Source organism: Pseudobacillus sp. FSL P4-0506 (genome assembly GCF_038003025.1).
Classification (GTDB): domain Bacteria; phylum Bacillota; class Bacilli; order Bacillales; family Domibacillaceae; genus Pseudobacillus.
Window position 1 is genome coordinate 290549 of the sequence record NZ_JBBOOI010000001.1, and the last position, 19144, is coordinate 309692.

17 protein-coding genes are annotated in these 19144 nt (G+C 41.8%); 3 read left to right on the plus strand and 14 right to left on the minus strand.

Annotated features, from left to right (window positions below; genetic code table 11):
* Nucleotides 1-28 precede the first annotated feature (28 nt).
* Together brnQ and MKZ02_RS01405 are read right to left on the minus strand one after the other, a co-directional pair.
* A complete protein-coding gene (brnQ, locus tag MKZ02_RS01400; RefSeq protein WP_340851497.1) occupies nt 29-1348 on the minus strand; it encodes a branched-chain amino acid transport system II carrier protein in 1320 nt (439 codons plus the stop codon).
* A 350-nt stretch (nt 1349-1698) separates the two neighbouring features.
* A complete protein-coding gene (locus tag MKZ02_RS01405; RefSeq protein ID WP_340856294.1) occupies nt 1699-3102 on the minus strand; it encodes an aminotransferase-like domain-containing protein in 1404 nt (467 codons plus the stop codon).
* A 145-nt stretch (nt 3103-3247) separates the two neighbouring features.
* Here MKZ02_RS01405 and MKZ02_RS01410 point away from each other — a divergent pair, with 145 nt between their 5' ends.
* Nucleotides 3248-4156 carry a DMT family transporter gene (locus MKZ02_RS01410; RefSeq protein ID WP_340851498.1) on the plus strand — a complete coding sequence of 303 codons (909 nt, stop codon included), beginning with the start codon at nt 3248-3250 and terminating at the stop codon, nt 4154-4156.
* A gap of 338 nt (nt 4157-4494) precedes the next feature.
* Nucleotides 4495-5415 carry a DMT family transporter gene (locus MKZ02_RS01415; RefSeq protein ID WP_340851499.1) on the plus strand — a complete coding sequence of 307 codons (921 nt, stop codon included), beginning with the start codon at nt 4495-4497 and terminating at the stop codon, nt 5413-5415.
* Between the two features lie 51 nt (nt 5416-5466).
* Here the strand turns inward: MKZ02_RS01415 and MKZ02_RS01420 are convergent, their stop codons facing one another.
* From MKZ02_RS01420 to MKZ02_RS01465, 10 genes are all read right to left on the minus strand, one after another.
* The gene (locus MKZ02_RS01420) at nt 5467-5859 is read right to left on the minus strand and encodes a hypothetical protein (protein WP_120035934.1); all 393 of its coding nucleotides are present in this window, start codon (nt 5857-5859) and stop codon (nt 5467-5469) included.
* Between the two features lie 77 nt (nt 5860-5936).
* Entirely contained in the window at nt 5937-7280 is a 1344-nt protein-coding gene (locus tag MKZ02_RS01425; protein WP_340851501.1) for a sensor histidine kinase, read from the minus strand.
* A 26-nt stretch (nt 7281-7306) separates the two neighbouring features.
* On the minus strand, nt 7307-7984 hold the full coding sequence (locus tag MKZ02_RS01430) for a response regulator transcription factor (RefSeq protein WP_406909193.1): 678 nt from the start codon (nt 7982-7984) through the stop codon (nt 7307-7309).
* Nucleotides 7985-8094: 110 nt separating this feature from the next.
* Nucleotides 8095-9615 carry an MDR family MFS transporter gene (locus MKZ02_RS01435; RefSeq protein WP_340851505.1) on the minus strand — a complete coding sequence of 507 codons (1521 nt, stop codon included), beginning with the start codon at nt 9613-9615 and terminating at the stop codon, nt 8095-8097.
* A gap of 262 nt (nt 9616-9877) precedes the next feature.
* Nucleotides 9878-12262, minus strand: coding sequence for a M14 family metallopeptidase (locus tag MKZ02_RS01440; RefSeq protein ID WP_340851507.1), 2385 nt, complete (start codon nt 12260-12262; stop codon nt 9878-9880).
* Nucleotides 12263-12572: 310 nt separating this feature from the next.
* On the minus strand, nt 12573-13271 hold the full coding sequence (locus MKZ02_RS01445; RefSeq protein WP_340851508.1) for an SDR family oxidoreductase: 699 nt from the start codon (nt 13269-13271) through the stop codon (nt 12573-12575).
* Nucleotides 13272-13452: 181 nt separating this feature from the next.
* Entirely contained in the window at nt 13453-13899 is a 447-nt protein-coding gene (locus MKZ02_RS01450; RefSeq protein WP_340851510.1) for a hypothetical protein, read from the minus strand.
* 60 nt (nt 13900-13959) lie between these two features.
* Entirely contained in the window at nt 13960-14421 is a 462-nt protein-coding gene (locus MKZ02_RS01455; RefSeq protein WP_120035929.1) for a hypothetical protein, read from the minus strand.
* 114 nt (nt 14422-14535) lie between these two features.
* Nucleotides 14536-15351 carry a hypothetical protein gene (locus MKZ02_RS01460; protein WP_120035928.1) on the minus strand — a complete coding sequence of 272 codons (816 nt, stop codon included), beginning with the start codon at nt 15349-15351 and terminating at the stop codon, nt 14536-14538.
* Between the two features lie 15 nt (nt 15352-15366).
* Nucleotides 15367-16380 carry a S8 family peptidase gene (locus MKZ02_RS01465; RefSeq protein WP_340851512.1) on the minus strand — a complete coding sequence of 338 codons (1014 nt, stop codon included), beginning with the start codon at nt 16378-16380 and terminating at the stop codon, nt 15367-15369.
* Nucleotides 16381-16909: 529 nt separating this feature from the next.
* Between MKZ02_RS01465 and MKZ02_RS01470 the strand changes: the two genes are divergently transcribed.
* Nucleotides 16910-17074 (plus strand): YezD family protein, encoded by a 165-nt coding sequence (locus MKZ02_RS01470; RefSeq protein ID WP_340851513.1) that lies wholly within the window; start codon nt 16910-16912, stop codon nt 17072-17074.
* A gap of 329 nt (nt 17075-17403) precedes the next feature.
* Here the strand turns inward: MKZ02_RS01470 and MKZ02_RS01475 are convergent, their stop codons facing one another.
* Together MKZ02_RS01475 and MKZ02_RS01480 are read right to left on the minus strand one after the other, a co-directional pair.
* Nucleotides 17404-18222, minus strand: a complete 819-nt coding sequence (locus MKZ02_RS01475; protein ID WP_340851514.1) for an ABC transporter permease — start codon at nt 18220-18222, stop codon at nt 17404-17406.
* A 20-nt stretch (nt 18223-18242) separates the two neighbouring features.
* Nucleotides 18243-19010, minus strand: a complete 768-nt coding sequence (locus MKZ02_RS01480; protein ID WP_340851516.1) for an ABC transporter ATP-binding protein — start codon at nt 19008-19010, stop codon at nt 18243-18245.
* Nucleotides 19011-19144: the final 134 nt, after the last annotated feature.

The window sequence follows — 19144 nt, forward strand, 5'->3', positions numbered from 1 at the left end:
CCTCCTGCTTTTTTTAACCGTATAACTCTTATTTGTTTTCTGCATGATCCAAAACAGATTCCTGGCTTTTCTTCTGGCCATTCGCCTTGTCGATAAGCGCTCCGGCTATTAACCCAACGATGGCAGGTGCAAGCCATGAAAACCCGTTTGCACTGAGCGGAAGCATGGAAACCACACTGCTTAAAAATCCAATGTTTAAAACAGACCCTAATGTTTCGAATAGACTGACAATGAATGTTAAAAGAATGGCTCCTCTGTAGGCTCCTGCATTGGGAATATATTTGCGGAACACTCCCAAGAAGACCAACACAATGGCTACTGGATACAACGCCAAGAAGATTGGCATCGCATAGTTAACGATTTTCCCAACGCCCATTGTGCCAATGACAGTGCCTGTCATACAAATAACGAGCAACCAAGAACGATAGCCTATTTTCTCATTAGTCAGCTTCATTAAGAACTCAGCAATAACGGCAATAACGCCGATAGTCGAAGTGAGACACGCCAGAGCAATAGCAATCGATAAAGCAACTGTTCCCGCTCTTCCTAACAATGTATGGACTAGTTGCGATACGAGTGCTGTATCTCCAATATCTTTAGGAAAGGCTCCACTGCCTGATGCGCCAATATAGAGAAGGCCTCCATACACGATGAGCAGGCCCACTCCGGCTATAAGTGTTCCAGTAAGAGCTAATTTCCTCGCCTGTACTCCTTTATACCCATAGCTCGTAATAGCAGCAATAAATATGGGGGCACAAAAAATGCCGGTCACAATATCACCTGTCTGGTAAGCGCTAATAAAAGCATTTGAAAAAGGTCCTTTTAAATCTGTTGCAACTGGGGTTCCAATCGGATCGAATATCCCTTTGCCTACGACTGCTAAAAGAATGATAACGAGAAGAGGCGTTAAGATTTTCCCGATCTTATCAATAACATTTGATTCGTCCATCGCAAAATAAAAACTAATGGCAAAAAAAACGACGATGGTTAAAACAGAAGGAACTTGAGGAAATAAGGTTTGAACTCCCAATTCATGTGTAGTAGCGGCCATTCGCGGGATTGTAACGAGCATACCAATTCCGACCATAAGCAAAAGATTAAAGACCTTATAAAACCAAGGGCTAATCGGTCTTGTCAACTCTTCAAACCTTCCACCGGCATTCAAGATGGCAATAACCGCGAGCAAAGGAAGTATAATGCCTGTAACTGTAAAGCCAGCCAATGCCGGAATCCAGTTGGTCCCTGACACATTGCCGATAGACGGCGGGAAAATTAAGTTGCCCGCTCCAAAGTAAAGAGCAAATAAGGCAAAGCCCAATATCAGGCTATGTTGTATCGTCTTGTTCATCTTGTTGCATCCTTTCTCCCAATTTCACTCTCTGGGAAACCGCGTTCATTTTTATAGCGCGCGCCAGTTATCTTGTTAGTTAAAATCAGCGATCTCCCATTTGTTTTAAACAAATTGCTACTTCCATGCCAACTAATTGTTACGAAGCAAATACTGTCTTGCTATATTAGTTATATCCTGTAATAACGTGATCTTTCCGCTATTTACAAATGACATAAAAGGAGAGTATTTTGGAGAAATAACCGCAAACATTCGAAAATAAAGGGAAAATTTTCTCTCTGTGAGTAAAGATATTTTCACTAAGAACCCGCCCCTGGGTAGGCCTTACTCATAGAGACTTGAAAAAATAACTACTGTCCTTCTAAAACTTTCTTAATCTTGATAATAGCTACTTCCATGCGCTCAACTTCCTCATAGGAATAAGATAACCGTATAGTCGAATGGCTATCATTGTATATAAAGCCAGGATTGATTAATACGCCGCTATTTAAGCACGCTTTAAAAAATGTATGCATATTCACCTTTTTATTTAAAGTAACCCATATAAAAAATCCCCCTGAGGCAGCACGCCATGTAGCATACTCACTTAAATGCAAACGCAATAGCTTAAGCAGATGCGCTCTTCTTTCCTTTAAATAGATTCTTACTTTTCTCAAATGCTTCTCATACAGTCTGGAACGAAGCAACTCTCTGACCAGTACTTGTGATAAATAACTAGAACCATAATCGGTCTGCATTCTGACATCACTAAGACGCTTAACGACGTCTTCTGGCCCGGCAAGCCAGCCGATCCGAAGACCGGGGGCAACTGTTTTCGAGAAGCTGCCTACATACAAAACTTGCCCGCTCTTATCCAGCGTCTTCAAAGGTGCCGGTGCAGGCTCATCAATCCATAGGTCTCTAAATATGTCATCTTCGATTACCGGCAACTGAAAATACCGGCACTTGTCCATCAATAACTGTCTGTGCTCCTTTGACATCGTAGTACCCGTAGGATTCTGATAAGTTGGATTAATATAAAGGGCAGATGAGCCTTTTGGGATGTTTTGTTGAAAAAGCTCCTCTATATTCAAACCATTCTCATGAACAGAAATCGGCCTGATGGAAATCTCTGCCGTACGGAATAAATTGACTGAATGCAAATACGAAGGGTTCTCCAAAAAAACGGTAGAGCCTTTTTTTAATATGCCAATAGCAATGAGCGTAAGAGCTTGCAAAGCACCTGATACGATCAATATACTCTCCGGCGCAATAGATAGTCCATATTCCTCCATATGCCTGCTGATTTCCCCTCTTAATCCTGCATCCCCTAATCCATTTCCGTAACCAAATTCCTGCAACTCGCCTGAAACCTTCGTAAGGGCTGCAGCTATGTCGGCTTGCGGAAACAAGTCGGGACCGAGCTCGCCTTTACTTAACTGAATGACATCCTTTCTATTTTCCAGTTCATTGATTGACTGTACCGTTTGATTACTTGAAGGCTGTAAAGACCACTGGGTCAAATTCTCCCAATCCGGGGGAGAGATAGCAGCTGAGAGCGACCAGCGATTGTTCACCACATATACGCCACTACCTGCTCTGCCTTCGAGCAGGCCCTCCGCCTTCAAAATTTCAATGGCAGTAATCACTGTGCTTCTATTTACAGCGAACTGTTCAGCGATGGCTCTTTGGGGAGGAATTCTGCTTCCGACCACCCATTCCCCCTTGTCTATTTTCTCACGAATTGAATGGACAATCTGAAGATAACGGGGCATCTTACTCAACGAAAGGCCTCCTCTCTATCCGCATTCCTGCTTCTGTTGGTTTTTTTTCTAGTCGATTGGTTGGCGATTTCCAATACCAGTTACCTTATTATAAATTCACCAGAAATTTTAATAAATAAGAGAAACGAGGATTGTTATGAATTGGAGAATAGCCATAGCCTACAGTATGACTGTTATTGCCTGGGGCTCTGCTTTCCCGGGTATTAAAATCGCTCTTGCATCCTATAGCCCGGAGCACCTTGCTTTGCTGCGGCTTCTTATCGGCTCGATTGGATTAGTTATTTTTGCTGTTGCCAAGAGAATAAAACTGCCTGACCTGAAAGATGTACCAGCTATTTTACTGCTAGGTTTTTTAGGGTTTACTGTTTATCATACCGCGTTAAGCGTAGGTGAAAAAACAGTGAGCGCCGGTGTTGCCAGCTTATTAATATCCATCACACCGATCTTTTCTGCTGTATTAGCTGCTGTTTTTCTTAAAGAAAGATTTTCTAAAATGGGATGGATCGGCTCGCTGATCGCTTTTTCAGGAGTGGCTGTCATTTCACTTGGAAACGGCGGCTCGTTATCGGCTGTGGCTGCAGGTGTTCTGCTGATTTTGATTGCAGCAATAGGTGAAAGTTGTTATTTTGTCTTTCAAACAAACTACTTAAACAAATATGGATTCATACCGTTTACAATTTACACCATCTTATCCGGGACTTTCTTTATGTTATTTTTTCTACCGGGTGCTGCAGCAGAAATAGTAGCAGCCTCTTCCTCTGCCACCTTTGCTGTTATTTATTTAGGCCTATTTCCGACGATTGTTCCATATTTCGCTGTAGCCTATATGATCTCAAAAGCAGGGGCTTCGGAAGCAACCAGTTCTCTTTATTTAACTCCGATAGCCGCTCTAATTATTTCATGGATTTGTCTAGGGGAAGTACCTTCTCTCCTTTCACTGTCTGGTGGGATTCTGACTTTAGCTGGTGTTAGCTTCTTGCTTTGGAAAGAGAAAAGAGAAAGGGCCCGGCCGATAAAGGAGATGGCTGTTAGAGGCGAGACTTAAAGAGCCTACGATCATGAGGCAAGCGCAGCCAGTCCGTCCGAATAGGTTGGTAACACCGGTAGGCCTGATTCTCCTTAGGGTTAAATCCAGAGAGTGTTCTCGGTTAATACCGAGTGAATGGGTGGCTCGTTATTCTATACGGAATAAAGTATGTTTTTTTGAATATTTCATTTGAAAAATCTTATATACAGACGGTCTCTACTAGATTCATTTCATTCATCCGATCCCCAATCTGTCGTTGCTTGGCACGCTTCTCTGTGCCGCTTTTTTGTTTTTGGTGCAATTCTTGCATAGAGTATGGCACAGCCCCGAATAGGGCTGCTCTTAGGAGGGATAGATTGTCGTTAAAAAAGAAAGTCATCATTGCAGACTTTTCCCTGGTTGGAATCTCACTTGGCTGGGGATACAGCTTTGTCTTGACCAAAGATCTGTTAAATGAAATTACTCCTTTGTACTTTATTGGAACAAGATTTTTCCTTGCTGCGCTTATTCTTTTATTATTTAAATGGAAAGATATTAAGAATATGTCAAAGCAGATGTGGAAATACGGTATTTTTGCCGGAACCGCTTTATGGGCAGGATTTGCCTTGCAAACAATAGGCATTGAGCTGACTACTCCCGGCAAGGCTGGAGTCTTAACCGGAACAATGGTGGTCATCGTTCCTTTCTTATACTTTTTTTGGTCAAAAGTAGCCATCCAGAGAGGAGCATTGTTAGGAAGTCTGCTTACGTTCCTGGGACTCGTCATTCTTTCATGGGATGGAGGCTGGACAGGGGTCAATGCCGGGGATATTTTAGTATTCCTTTGCGCCTTCTTTTTTGCTATTCACGTTATATTAGTAGACCGCGCTTATCAAAATAACGAATCTGTTGATTCACTCAGCTTTATCGCTATTCAATTATTAATCGTCGGAGTATTTAGTTTGCCATTTGCTGTTTGGCTGGAGCCATTCCCAACGCCTTTATCTTCTTACGGGTGGTATGCGTATACCTTTGACTTGTTGATCGGAACATTGTTAGCTTATATCGTGCAAATTAAAGCTCAGCAATTTTCTCCACCTACACATGTAAGCCTGCTTTTATCGTTGGAATCTGTCTTTGCTTTCTTACTATCATGGTGGCTATGGGGAGAATCCTTAACTTTTAACACTGGCATGGGGATTTTATTTATTTTAGGCGGCATTTTTATTACGGAAGCTTTCGATCTTTTTCGTAAGCCAAAGCCGTTAAGTGATTTGAAACATCCTTCTTCTTTCTAATTTCTAAATAGATGAAATATAAGGAGGCGGTCTGCATATAGACCGCCTCCTTCATTCTCTCGTATCAATCATGAACGTAGTGATAATAAAAATTCCAAAGCTGACTAACAGGATCGTTCCGCCAACGATATAGAAAACTAAAGCGAATGTGTCATTAACATTAAATGGCTTTAGAGCATTTAGCCACATGCCGGCTGTTAAACCGATGGATCCGATCACTGCCGTCCAGCCATGAACAGATACTAGCTTTGAAGACTTGATTGTGTACACACGATAGAAAATGCCCCACGCAAAAACCGACAACCAGCCGACAACTAAAATATGCGCGTGAATGGGACGAAACTGGTAGCTGCCCGAGCCCGCCATATGTGATCCGAGTATCGCTCCTAATAAGCCAAAAATCGCAGCCAGCCGAATTAATCTGAGACTCCATTTTTTCTCCATTCTATTAACCTCCATAAATATTTATCTCCATGGAGGTTATACTACGATGTCAATATAAACTTTATATGAACTTTGTATTACAAATTTGGCAGTTTAATCGTAAATGACGTTCCTTGACCTGGTGCACTCGCCACATGAATTTCTCCTTTATGCAGTTCAATGATTTGTTTCACGATGGACAAGCCAAGTCCTGTTCCTTCTTTTGTACGCGATGCATCTGCCCGATAAAAACGATGAAACAGCTGAGCTTGTTCTGTCTCTGAAATTCCGATTCCTGTATCTTGTATGGTTACCTCGGTATAATCATCTTGCCTCTCCAGCGCAATATGAATTTCTCCTTCGGGAAGGTTATATTTAATCGCATTCGTCAGCAGATTATCCCACACATTTTCAAATAAAGCCTCATCCCCCCGGTACATCGTCGGCTCCATTCTTAAATGTAAATGAATGTTCTCTTCTTCGAGCCACCAGCGGTACTTATTAATACAGGCTTTTAGCTGTTCATCTAACCGGTAATCTTTAAATTTCACCATGCGAGAGGACTGATCAAGAGAGGTTAACAATAAAAGCTGGCGTGTCAGCTTCGACAAACGATTGGTTTCTGATTGAATAATACCCGCATAATTTTTTCGCTCTTCATCGGCTAGATTGTCCGCTTCCAGCAATCCGGCATATCCTTGAATATTAAGCAGCGGTGATTGAAAGTCATGCGAAACATTGCTAATAAATTCTTTGCGTATGTTATCATTTTCCTGGAGCTGTTCCGTCATGGTATTGAAGCTTGCCGCTAATTGGCCAATTTCGTCTTTCCGATCAATATTTAACTGCATGTCATATTTCTCATCGGCAATACGCTTCGTCGCGGCAGTTAACTGAGTAATTGGCACGATAAGCATCTTTGCTACAAGCAGCATCGCAAGCAAACTTAAAAGGGCAGTAGCAATCACAAGGCCGCCCATAAGGGTATGAACTTCACTAAATAACAGCTTAATATCCGGCCGGATAAAGAGCGCGTATCGCCTGCTCTCATACTTGAATGGGACTCCAATTGTATTTGATAGTTCATTGGCAAAGAAGCCTGTCACAAATGTTTCACGTGGAAAATCCCTCATTCCATGATAAATACGCCCCGCCAGTACCTGCTTCACAGCTGACTTATCTAAGTTTTTCACACGGTATTTGCCGTCGTAAAAAGATTCGCTGCCGGAGGCGTCAACCACATAAAGCTGATAGCCGATATCGCTAATCGTCTGTAAGTACTCATTTAAGTTGAGTTGCGGCGTCTCCTCAATATGCTTAACAATTGTCTTGGCAATCTCCACATTCTTTTTATCATTACGCTCTTTCACCACTCGATGGTAGTACGTATTGGTTATAAGAAAGCCGCTTACTGTACTAAATATCATAATTAATGCAGTCATTAACAGGAACTTCCCATACAACGATTTCATGAGCTGTGTACCTCTAACTTGTAACCAATGCCACGAACCGTCACAATCTCAACATCTTTTGAAATTTTCGCGAGGCGCTCACGGATTCGCTTAATGTGCGTATTCAGTGTTTGTTCATCTCCCTCATAATCAAAGCCCCAAACGCTCTCCATAATAGCAGCACGCTGAAATACTTGATTCGGTTTAGAAGCAAGCAAGGATAGCACCTCAAATTCTTTCAACGGCATAATTAACATATTAGCTCCTGCAGTTACTTCAAAGTTTTTGCGATTAATTGTTATAGAGCCCACCTGGAGGATCGTATCTGTCGGCTTATCGTAGCGCCTTAGAATGGCAGCAATACGAAAGAGCAGCTCCTTCGGTTCAAACGGCTTGACCATATAATCATCCGAACCTGCAAGAAAGCCCTGTTCCTTATCCTCCAACTCCCCCTTTGCAGTGAGCAGCAATACCGGGACGTCCTGGTCTTCTCTTAATTTTCTTGTTAACTCAAAACCGTCCATCCCAGGCATCATCACATCTGCAACAACTAAATCAGGGAATTCATTTTTCAAAATGCCGAGCGCCTGCACTCCATTTTCCGCCTTCATCACCTGGTATCCCGCGTATGTTAAATGAATGCTTACTAGTTCAAGTATGTTTTTATCATCATCAACGACTAAAATTTTCCTCACCTGCAGCGGCCCCATTTCGTTCATATTTCTTTTATTGTAGCGAAAAAACAACCGAATACACAAAATCTTAAAATAATAAAAAACCCCGGACAGCTGTCCGGGATTGATCATTAATTCTCCGCTTTTTCAACTTTCTGATTGATTCGCACCCGCTCATTTCCCATAAATAGGATGGCTAGTGCAGACAGAACAATCGGGATAAGGGCAAACAAAAAGATAGCCGTAATTGAATCGGACATGGCAAGAACCACTTTATCTAGAATAAAGTCCGGAATTTTGGCACGCTGTCCGGCCTCAAACAACTGCTGAGGATCATTCATCTCCATGCCTGGGCCATTTCCACTCATTCCCTTAAAAGCGGACTGCAATTTGTCTGTAAAGATGTTTTGCTGCATAATCCCAAAGATTGTCACTCCGAGTGTCATGCCGAGCGAGCGCAAGAAAGAATTCGTTGAATTGGCTGAACCCCGGTAACGCGCGTCGAGATTGTGAATAGAGGCGGATGGAAGCAAAGAAAAAGAAAAGCCCATTCCAAAGCCGGCAATAATCATATAAATCGTCAACATCCAGCGCGCTGTTTCAGGCGTCATATTCCCAAGTAAGAACATGCCGATAAAATAAGAAATCACTGAAATAACCATTAAATTTCTATAGCTGGTTTTTGTTTGAAAAATCCCACCCATAGCACTGCCAGCGACAGATCCGAGCATCATCGGCGTTAAAATTAAGCCCGCATTTTTAGCTGAACCGCCATACACTGCTTGCACGAAGATAGGGATAAAGACAGCTAATATAATAAAGGTCGAACCGTACAAGAAAGCGAGAATTTGCGAAGTGGCAAACAGGCGCCGCTTGAACATCCAGAAAGAAATAATCGGCTCTTCTGCCTTTGTTTCCGCCCACAAAAAAGCGCCAAAAAAGATAACAAAGCCGGCAAACAAACTAAGAATTTGCGCTGAGTCCCATGGATATTCTTTGCCACCAAGCTCCAAAGCGAACATCAGACAGACAACAGCAGCCACAAGTGTAATGGCACCTGCCCAGTCAATGCGCTGCTTCTGATGCTGTGTCGATTCGTGATAATACTTAATAATTAAAAATACAGAAACCATACCGATAGGAACATTAATATAAAATACCCAATGCCAGCTAAACCAGTCTGTAATGTAGGCACCTAAAAGCGGCCCTAACACACTGGATGTACCAAATACAGCACCAAGCAGCCCCGTCATCTTTCCGCGCTTCTCTGGCGGAAAAATATCAAATACAATCGTAAAAGCAATCGGCATTAAAGCGCCGCCGCCAACCCCTTGAATTGCTCGGTAAATAATTAGTTGATTCATAGTCTGCGCAATTCCGCACAACGCTGAACCAATCAAAAATATGGCCAGGCCAAAAATAAAAAAGCGTTTGCGGCCATACATATCAGACAGCTTTCCGAAAATAGGCATCCCCGCCATAACGGTCACCATATAGGCGGAAGTGACCCAGACAAACTTCTCAAAGCCGCCTAGATCAGCCACGATCGTTCCCATGGCGGTCGCCACAATCGTATTATCCATGGCAGCCATCAAAATACCAAGAAGAAGTCCCGTCACAACAAACTTCAAATTGCTCTTTTCATTAACCATACTACTCCCCCAACCATTGTTTTGAATGATATTGTACCATTAAAATGACATATAGAAAGAGAAATCCTCATCTATTTTTCCTTTATAACAGGGCGCCATGACCCTTCCCCGCTGCCCCTATGCCTTTTAGCTTGCTCTTGAATCATCCAGCCATTTACATAATGAATTCTTCTCTTCTAATGATTGAACAACTCATTATATTATTGTGCAGAAAGAAAAAGTCCTGCTTCCCGAAGCAGGACTTCCCAATCGCTCATTTAGATCATTTAATTTTAATTACTTCAGAATTATACTTTTTAGGATTTGTGTCCGGATGATAGTTTTTTTCTATGTTTCCGGAAGCATCCATAGAGAACCAGTTGATAACGGTCGACTTTGTGATAGAGAGCTTTTCCCCATCTGTTTCACGAATCCCTCTTAAATTGATCGTCGGGGACTGGAAGGTTGGCCTGCTGCCGTCTAACGTATAGTACACAGTCGCTGGTTCGCTCGTTGTAAACTCCACTTCAAATCCGTTAGTTGCTTTTTTCTTTACCAGCTTAGAAGCAGGGGCTTTCTTGTCTTTTTGATAGTCATTGGCTACTTTCAGCATGCCAATTAATCCGTTAGAAAATTCCATTGCTTCTTCATGCCCTTCCTTAAACTCCGGTTGGAACCCGACTGGCTGCCATTTTCCTGTCGCTGCATCATACAAATCAGCTCCCACTTCAAAATCCCATGCATAGATCCCTTTTTTATACCATAAAGCGTCGGCAGAGTTTCCAGCTGCAGAATAGAGCACATCTGGCACCGGGCCCGTTCTGCTCGGAAGAATGACTGTTCCGCGGTGATTTTTGATTTCATCAAGGATGGTATTGGAGGCAGCCCAGAAATAAGCTTCCTGGCCGGCTGTTGGTCTTGGAAGTGTTTCACGCCCTTCCGCCTTATAGGCACCTGGAGGCCACATGAAATAGCCGCCGTAACTATGAATATTCATCGCAAATTTAATGTTGGCATTTTGATCGGCTAACCATATTAAGTTTTTAGCTTCCGGCTCAGATACTTCCTCCGGTCCAGCAAATGATCCACTGGTACATGAAGTCGAGGCTCCACTATATCCATCGTAGACGGACCCTATTTCATGGTTGCGGTTCAGATCCACGCCCCATGAATTTCTGATCGACGGATCACCATATTCCGTGCCTTCACAATAATTAGTCATATTTTTGCGTTGCATGTTGTAATCATAAAATGAATAGTGGCCGCCATCCGGATTTACGGTTGGAACAATAAAAATGTCGAGGTTGTCTACCAGGTTTCGCGTTTCTTTGTCTGTGGCATAGTTGCGAAGCAAACGCTCAGCCGTTTCCACTGAGACAAGCGGTGTCACCCATTCACGGGCATGCTCCTGTGAGTAGGCTAGAACTCCCAGTTTCGAACCATCACGCTGTTTTCCGATACGGAGGGCCTTCATTGCGAATGGATCTCTTGAAACGGTAGCTGGCGCATTTAAACTGTCTGTTAATCTTACAGTCTGTGGAGCAATCACACCATTTCCAGTAGATTGATAGGCTTTGCTTGCTGTCACAAGGGACCCAGCAGTTTGATTAATCGCTTCTTTTACTTGATTGCCCGTGCTGATTGCTTGTCCACTCTCGTCGGTCGCCAACGAAACATTTACTTTCGAGCCATCGACCGTTACTTTTAAAGGAGCCCCTTTCTCACTCGGCTTAGCCAGTTCTATCATTACATCATTTCCACCCTCATGGCCCCATGCCTTTGAAGAAATGACGATAGACGAATGATTTTCTTTTTTGCCGGCAATATTTTGCGCTTTTCTGCGATACCCGTTCGTCTTATTCGGCATTTCTACAACTTCTGCAAGTTTCGGAAATTCTTTCGCTAGCGCTTCAATTCTATCGGTCACTTCCGTCGGATTCATATAATGGTCTACAAAGTCCGAAACATAATGCTTGTTCCGCTTATCTGGCTTACCGCCGCCGACCCATTCTGTCACTTTTTTAGCTGTTTTTCCGCCCTGATTGCTTGTTACCGTTACTTCATTCGGGACTTTCTCAACAGGAATAAGCAAAGAATGGTACAGGTAAGCTCCTGCATCCTCAACTTTCTGCAAAGTAGCCGTTTGGCTCGTTCCTTTCTCTTTCCAGGAAGCGTTCAATATGACACTTGCTACTGTTCCTGCGTTAGATTTGGCTTCTATGTACAGAAACGTTTCTTTTTGACTTTCAAAATAGTTGGCTCTCAAAATCTTAATCTCATCTGCCGCTGCAGTTAGTTTTGCTTCCTCTTCCACCTTTTGCTGGCGCTGGATTAAAATATTCTGTACTTGTTCCTGAGTCGTTACTGTTTCAACCTGATAGCCTTTCTCCTTTAACTGTTGCAGTTCTCTGTCAGTCACAACAGCGTCTATTTCGAGCTTTCCGTTCTGTTCATGTACATGCTCGACCAGATCAAACCCTTCATTAACAAGCTTGTCTAGCGACTTTTTGTCCTTCAAATAAATAGTGACCAATGTAGCCTTCTCTTCTGCGATTGGTGGATTGACTACAGTCGACGCTGCTGCCGGACTGCCGTTAAAGCCGGTGAGAAGCAATGCACTGACACAGATCGGCGCAAAGATTTTCGAAAATGCTCTCAGCTTTCTCATACAAAAACCTCCCCAAATAAAATAGAACCCGGTAACAGATTCCTCTTTTTTTAGTATAGGAAGGGAAAAACAGATAGTTTGGCAGTTCTTGTCAGTGCTATCAGAAAAGTTATAGACAAAACCCTTTGTAATCCCTTCCCTTCCGACAGAGAAATACTTCTTTATCCAACAAGAGCCTGGCTGTTTTTTCAGTTATTTTCACAATAAAAACCGCCCTTATAGCAAGGGCGGTTTCACATAAAAGAAAAGGTATGTCAGTGCTAAAAAATAAAAGCTGGACGAGCGGGAGGCGCCTTTTCAGCAAGTGTTTCTAGACAGGTCGAACTGTGATTTCATTGACATTCACATAATCGGGTTGAGTGACTGCATATACGACGGCTCGTGCGATATCAGTCGCCTCTAATTTTTTTCGGTCATTTCCACTGCGGCTTAGAGGTGTATCTACCATACCAGGGGAAATGTTAGTCACACGCACGCCCGTTCTGGCAAGTTCTTTTTCCAGCCCCGCAGAAATGGCACGGACAGCAAATTTTGTTGCACTGTAAACGGTGCTCATTTTAGTTACTTCCAGACCAGAAACTGAGGCAATATTTATAATATGACCGCTCATCTGTTCAAGCATGGACGGCAATGCCGCATTGATTCCATAAAGTACGCCTTTAATGTTGACATCAATCATTCGGTCCCATTCTTCTACTTCCCCTGACCGTATAGTTGACGCAAGCATTTGGCCGGCATTGTTCACCAAAATATCTACCTGTCCAAATGTTTCTTGAGCTTTCTGAATTAGCTGCCGGACATCCTCTGTATTCGTTACATCTGTTTGAATAGCTAGGGCTTTTGCACTCTCGCTTTGATTAATTTCGTTTTCCAGATCTTGCAACTTTTCTATCCGGCGAGCGGCCAAGACGACATTGGCCCCTTCACCCGCTAGTTCTTTTGCAATCGCCAAACCAATTCCACTGCTTGCCCCTGTTACAATAGCTGTTTTTCCTTGTAATTGACCCATTTGTCATTCCTCCTTTGTTTCCCTTTATAAAAAGTGTATCACGTCATAATAGAAGAAGAAATGAATAGACATCCGCAGGGAGAGCAGAAAAAGTGAAACCCGTCATGGCAAAGACAAAAATAAACGGCAGCTCAATAGTTAGTAAAAACTATTTTCGAACTGCACCGTTTCTTTTGCTCAATTAATAATATTTTTGACGATATACGATTAGCTTTTCTCTATTTCTCAGCTTTAATTGATCGGGACCAGTCAACTCATCGATCGTTATTTCCCGTTCTTTTTCTAAGCTTTTTTCTTCTTCTCCCGCCCATGCCGTATAAAATTCCAGCACAAAACTTTGATTAATGGCGGTTTTCAAGTAATTTAATAAAGTTTGTAGACATTTTCTGTCCCATTCATTTATATGATCCTTATTCACGCCAAAGTCGCCTAAGTGTGTCAGCACCTCATATTGATAAGGATAAGATAAATTCGAAACAGCACCGTCTTCCAGCTTTTTAATTGTGATGGATGCTTCATCCACCGTAGTTTCGAATACATAGTTTCCTTTTTTAGAAAGCTTCTTCACTTCGCCAAATGTCCCTGTATCTAAAGGCCGCTTAGCAGAAAGATAGTAGAATTGTGTCATTTCATTCACCTGGCTCCTAGCTATTATTCCAAAAAGTACGACGGCATGATCATCTATCCATTAGAGTTGAAGCTCTTCTTCCTCTGCCCCTCTAAGTATATATAAAAGTCTATAAATATATTCTGACTCTCCCTGTACTGTATAATTTGTCAGGCAATCTTTTTTTCCTTCCAGAATAATGTTCATTCGTTCACCTTTCTGTATTTTGTAATACATGACTGCCCGTGCAAATTCCTTTTCGTTTCTATATAAATCTCTTTCTGGTTCTTCTAGATCATCATCTTGCTCAATGCGAAGCCTTTTTAACATCTCTTTATCTTCTGTGTACAAACAGCATTGAATTTGCTTGAAGTTGACGAATTCATCCTTTTTCAAATCTGACACTTCTTTCTTATCAAATTCCATCATGCCAAATTCATTTTTTAAAATGTGGACGATCTCCGACAAGGTATAATTTTTAACGGTTCCTGATTTTTTGTACTTGTTCAATACATCCTGGTAAACACCATAATCATCCCTCATAAAAAAAGCCCCTTTCCCATAAAATTGAAAGTTTTCGATTAATAAGAAAAAGTCATCACATCATATTTATCATACAATGTGATGACGGCATTTTAACGTTCATACAATAATATTTTAATAAAAGGAGTGTCCGCCAGCTCTATTGTAGGTGTGGTAGTGATAATAATATTTCCCGCTTTTCACCTTTCCATTTTTATCTTTATTATGGATTTCCGGGCCAATAGGAACTCGGTTTCCTCCCGCACCTTGGGCTACCTTTCTTGCTAAACTTTTAGAGATGGACCACACATCTCCCTTTTTTAATTTGGACTTTGCCTGATTGTAAGTTAAAGAAGGTCCGATATACATTGCTGTCTTTGCTTTGTTCAGACTGGCAGCATAATGATCATAGCGCTTATTTTTTCTTAATTTAGAAGCAACTTCAGTAGCAGCTACATACGTTACCCCTGCTACAACAATGGCTAGTGACGCTGCTAAGAGATGGGCAACAAGGGCTTCTCCTATCACAATACCTATAGGAATGACAAAAGCAAAATTCGATTTCGCTTTTGTATTATCTACTTCATATTTCTTTCCGGTAGCTTTGTCTGTAAAGGTAGCTACTAATAAGTCACCATCTGCTTCATGAATATCTACCTGGTACACTTCCGGCTTGCTCTTTCCCTCATTTTCCACTTCAAGGACCACATTTTTCGTGCTATCTTCCATAGTGGCAATGATGTCGTACTCTTTATTATTGTGTTTCTTTTGTGCTTTAAATTGAGTTTTCTTAGCATCTTTATAAAACTTAGGGTTTTTAAAGCCTTTCTTCTTTAATTTTTGAACTTGTAATTCATCATTTGTTGCTGCATGAGGGGCATTTACCGAAGAGCAGAATACACTGAAGAACGTGAATACAATAATCAATAATAAACTGCCGGCTTTTTTCACTGTTTATTCCTCCAATCAGTATTTTACGAAGCCCATTCCGTAAGATTTCTCCTCTCCGAGCGGGATCGCTTTGCGTTTTAACAAAGACAAGGTTTCATCCACCCTTGACTCGCCTTCCATTGACCTTAATTTAGCTTCATTCTCCGACATGATTAAAGACACCATCCCTGTTATGTATGCTGTAGCAATAGAGGTGCCTGAGAAAACTTTATAGCCGCCTCCAGGAACGGTTGTTAAAATAGCTTCCCCTGGAGCCGCGACATCTATTTTCCCGTACCCGGCGTAAGTTTCATCCACAGCATAATCATGTTTTACTGCATTTACAGAGATCACTTTAGGATACTGGGCGGGATAGTCCGTCCAAGTCATATAATTGTTCCCCGCGGCCGCCACTACTACTATGCCTGCTTTGATCGCTTTATTTATAGCTCTCTTTAACTCTTCACTATTACGGGACAGGCCCAGGCTAATATTCATGATGTGAACCTTTTCTTTAATGCACCATTCAATCCCTCTTACTAGTGAAGCAACCTCACTCACCCCCTTACCATTTGATACTTTTACTGAATAAATAGCCGCTAACGGATTGATTCCTTTAATCCCTTTATCATTGTGGTTAGCTGCTATAATTCCAGCGACAGCTGTTCCATGACCAAACTCGTCTTTTACGCTGTTATTATTGTCAATGGCGTTATATTCCTTCTTGATCCGGCCAGCTAAATCCGGATGTTTGCCATCGATACCGCTATCTAAAATTGCGATTTTCAATTGGTAATTTATGTCTTTCCTAAACGTAAAATCGTCCAGTAATGCCCTATAAGCCCAGCTTGAGTACTCTCGTTTGGATACATCAAGATCCTCCCTGTCTGCCTTAGAAATCGCAACTAATTCCTCTGAGCCGGTACTTTTCATACTATATTTTGAGATGAAATAATAGGCTGCTACTACAGTAAGGATTAACGCTGTTAAAATGAATAACCTCTTTATATCAATCTCTCCATTCAGTACTCTGAATTTAGTTATCCTCAAATAGGTCTATGCACAATAAATATCAACCTCTTAAAATCCACACAAAGATAGCATATACATTTATTTACTTTCAAGATAAAATAAGGAAAATAATGATAAATCATACGATCTTCTCACAGATCATTCTTAACTTTATTGATTTGCTAGACGTTTCACCTACCTTGCAAAAGCTACTTCTTTCCTAGAAAATCAATTGCTTTCTAGCGTTGATAATTAGAAAATCATGATCGATCTTTATAATTCTTTTATTGATTTTTAGCAAGAATGATTTTTCGTTATTGAAGAAAAAATGATTCTCAATCCCTAAAACCAACTTGACTTATCGGAATAATGAAATTATTATTAAATAATTAAGAAAAAACTATCTTTTTATAAAAAGAAAGGAGTTTTTCTGTTATGTTAGCTTTTTTTGACACATACTCTTTATGTTGTTGTAGCCATGCGAACGCCTACATACAGTAGTAAAAGAAATCTTCTTATTGGGAAACAAGCACTCCTAGTGGATTAAAAGTGCAAGGGGGATAAGTGTATGGAAAACATTGAAGAGGAAAAAATCAATTATATCTTAAAAATGTTAACAAATATTAAATATGGCTCTTTAGTTATTACTATACATGATGGTCAGATTACTCAAATTGATAGCATAGAGAAAAATCGCTTCACCACTAACAAGAAATTAACCAGTAAAAAATAATTTTTCGTAAATACATGAAAACTAAAAGGGGTTCGGAATCGTCTCATTCCGAACCCCTCTTGGTTTTTCGTTAGCTTTAACGCCATTCGAGAGAAAGATAGCCTCTCCAAGTTCATATAGTCGTACACCTACCCTCACTTTGCAAACCCTGTTGATTGGAATAGAGAACGCGAAGACTCCTGCGGGCTCACCGCCCGCCCCGCGGAAAGCGAAGCGTCTGGAATAGAAAGCAACAGTCCCCGTTCAATTCGAATGTCATTGAGTTTATCTACATCCTGAGCTGCGCAATGATTCGCGCAGCTTGTTTAGTGTTCCTTCTCACTGTTTCATTAAGCTTTAAAGCTATCCTGCCATTTCAGCAAACGATTCTCCAGCAGCCTGACAAGTGAATCGGATAGTTTGCCGGCTAAAGCAAAGATGATGATCCCTACAAACACAGTATCTGTCTGCATAAAGGAACGGGCATCCTGAATCATAAAGCCAACTCCTTTATCCGCCCCTAACAACTCAGCAACAACTAAGCACATCCATGCAGTGCTCAAAGCCAAACGGATGCCGAGCAAAATGTTAGGCAACGAAGCAGGAATCATCAGCTTCGTTACTTTCTCCAAACGGCTGTACTCCAGGATTTGGGCCACGTCGTATAACTTTTTATCCACATTACGGATACCTAAAAAGGTTTGTAAATACAAAGGGAAAAAGGCCCCTAATGCAATAAGCAACACTTTCGATAACTCGCCGAAACCAAACCACATAATGAACAGAGGCGTGATAACGAGCAAAGGAATGGTTCGTAACATTTGGATACTTGGGTTCAAATATTGTTCTGATTTTTTGTTCATCCCGACAATGATGCCTATGAACAAGCCCAAAAAGCTGCCTAAAGCGAAGCCAAGAAAAGCGCGGGTTAAACTAATTTGTAAATGAACAGCTATTTCTCCCGACCGAATCAATTCAATAAAACGGCTGATAATCAAGAAGGGCGAGGAAAATAGCTGAGCCGGCAAAAGGCCCATCGAACTGAGCAGCTGCCATAAAACTATGACCAGAGCAGGAAGAGCCATTCCCCTGAAAATCACCCCTCCTTTCTTTACTTTCACTTTTTTAATAACAATGCTTTCATTTTGCACAACTGTATGTGTAGACATGTCACCCATCTCCTCTCTTATTAAATACTCCAGTCTTCTGTATCGGAAGCCTGATGATCCAAATGCTTTAAAATAACAGTTCTGTATTCTTGAAATGACTTCGAAGCCCTTCCTCGCGGATAAGGCAAATCAATAGGGACGACAGCTTTAATCCGTCCTGGCTTTGCTCCCATTACTACCACCTTCGTTGACAGAAAGATCGCTTCATCAATATCATGCGTTACGAGGACCATTGTCGCCTGATTGGCTTTCCATATTTCCAGCAGCGCTTCTTGCAGGTGCGTGCGGGTGAAAGCGTCTAGCGCACCAAATGGTTCATCCAGCAAAAGCACTTTCGGATTGCGCAGCAAAGCGCGAGCGATGGCTACGCGCTGGGACATGCCTCCGGACAATTGCCGGGGATACGCCTTTTGGAATCCAGTGAGTTTCACGAGCTCAACTAACTCACCTACTCTGTTGCGAACATCCGGATCTTTAAGAGACAGATTGCCTGCAATGTTTTTCTCCGCAGTCAACCAGGGAAACAAGCGGTGCTCTTGAAAAATAAACCCGCGGTCTTTAGAAGGCCCTTTCACTTTCTCTCCTTCTACGAGGATGTCGCCTTCAAAGTCGGAATCCAGTCCGGCAATCAGCTTTAATAATGTGCTCTTTCCACATCCGCTCGGCCCAATAACGGCTACAAACTCCCCTTTTTTAACAGGAAGGGTCAAATGCTCCAGAACGCGGACATTTTCCTTTTCATTTTTAAACGTTTTGCTGACACGATGAATTTCCAGCGTAGTCACCATAATGAGTCATCATCCTTTCTAAAATAAAATAGGAGACTCAACGAAGGGGCAATTAAGCCCTTTCGCTGAATCTCCAGTTGTCTAGTGGATTCAGTTGGATACTGTATAAACAACAGCTGTTTGAATATTTGATT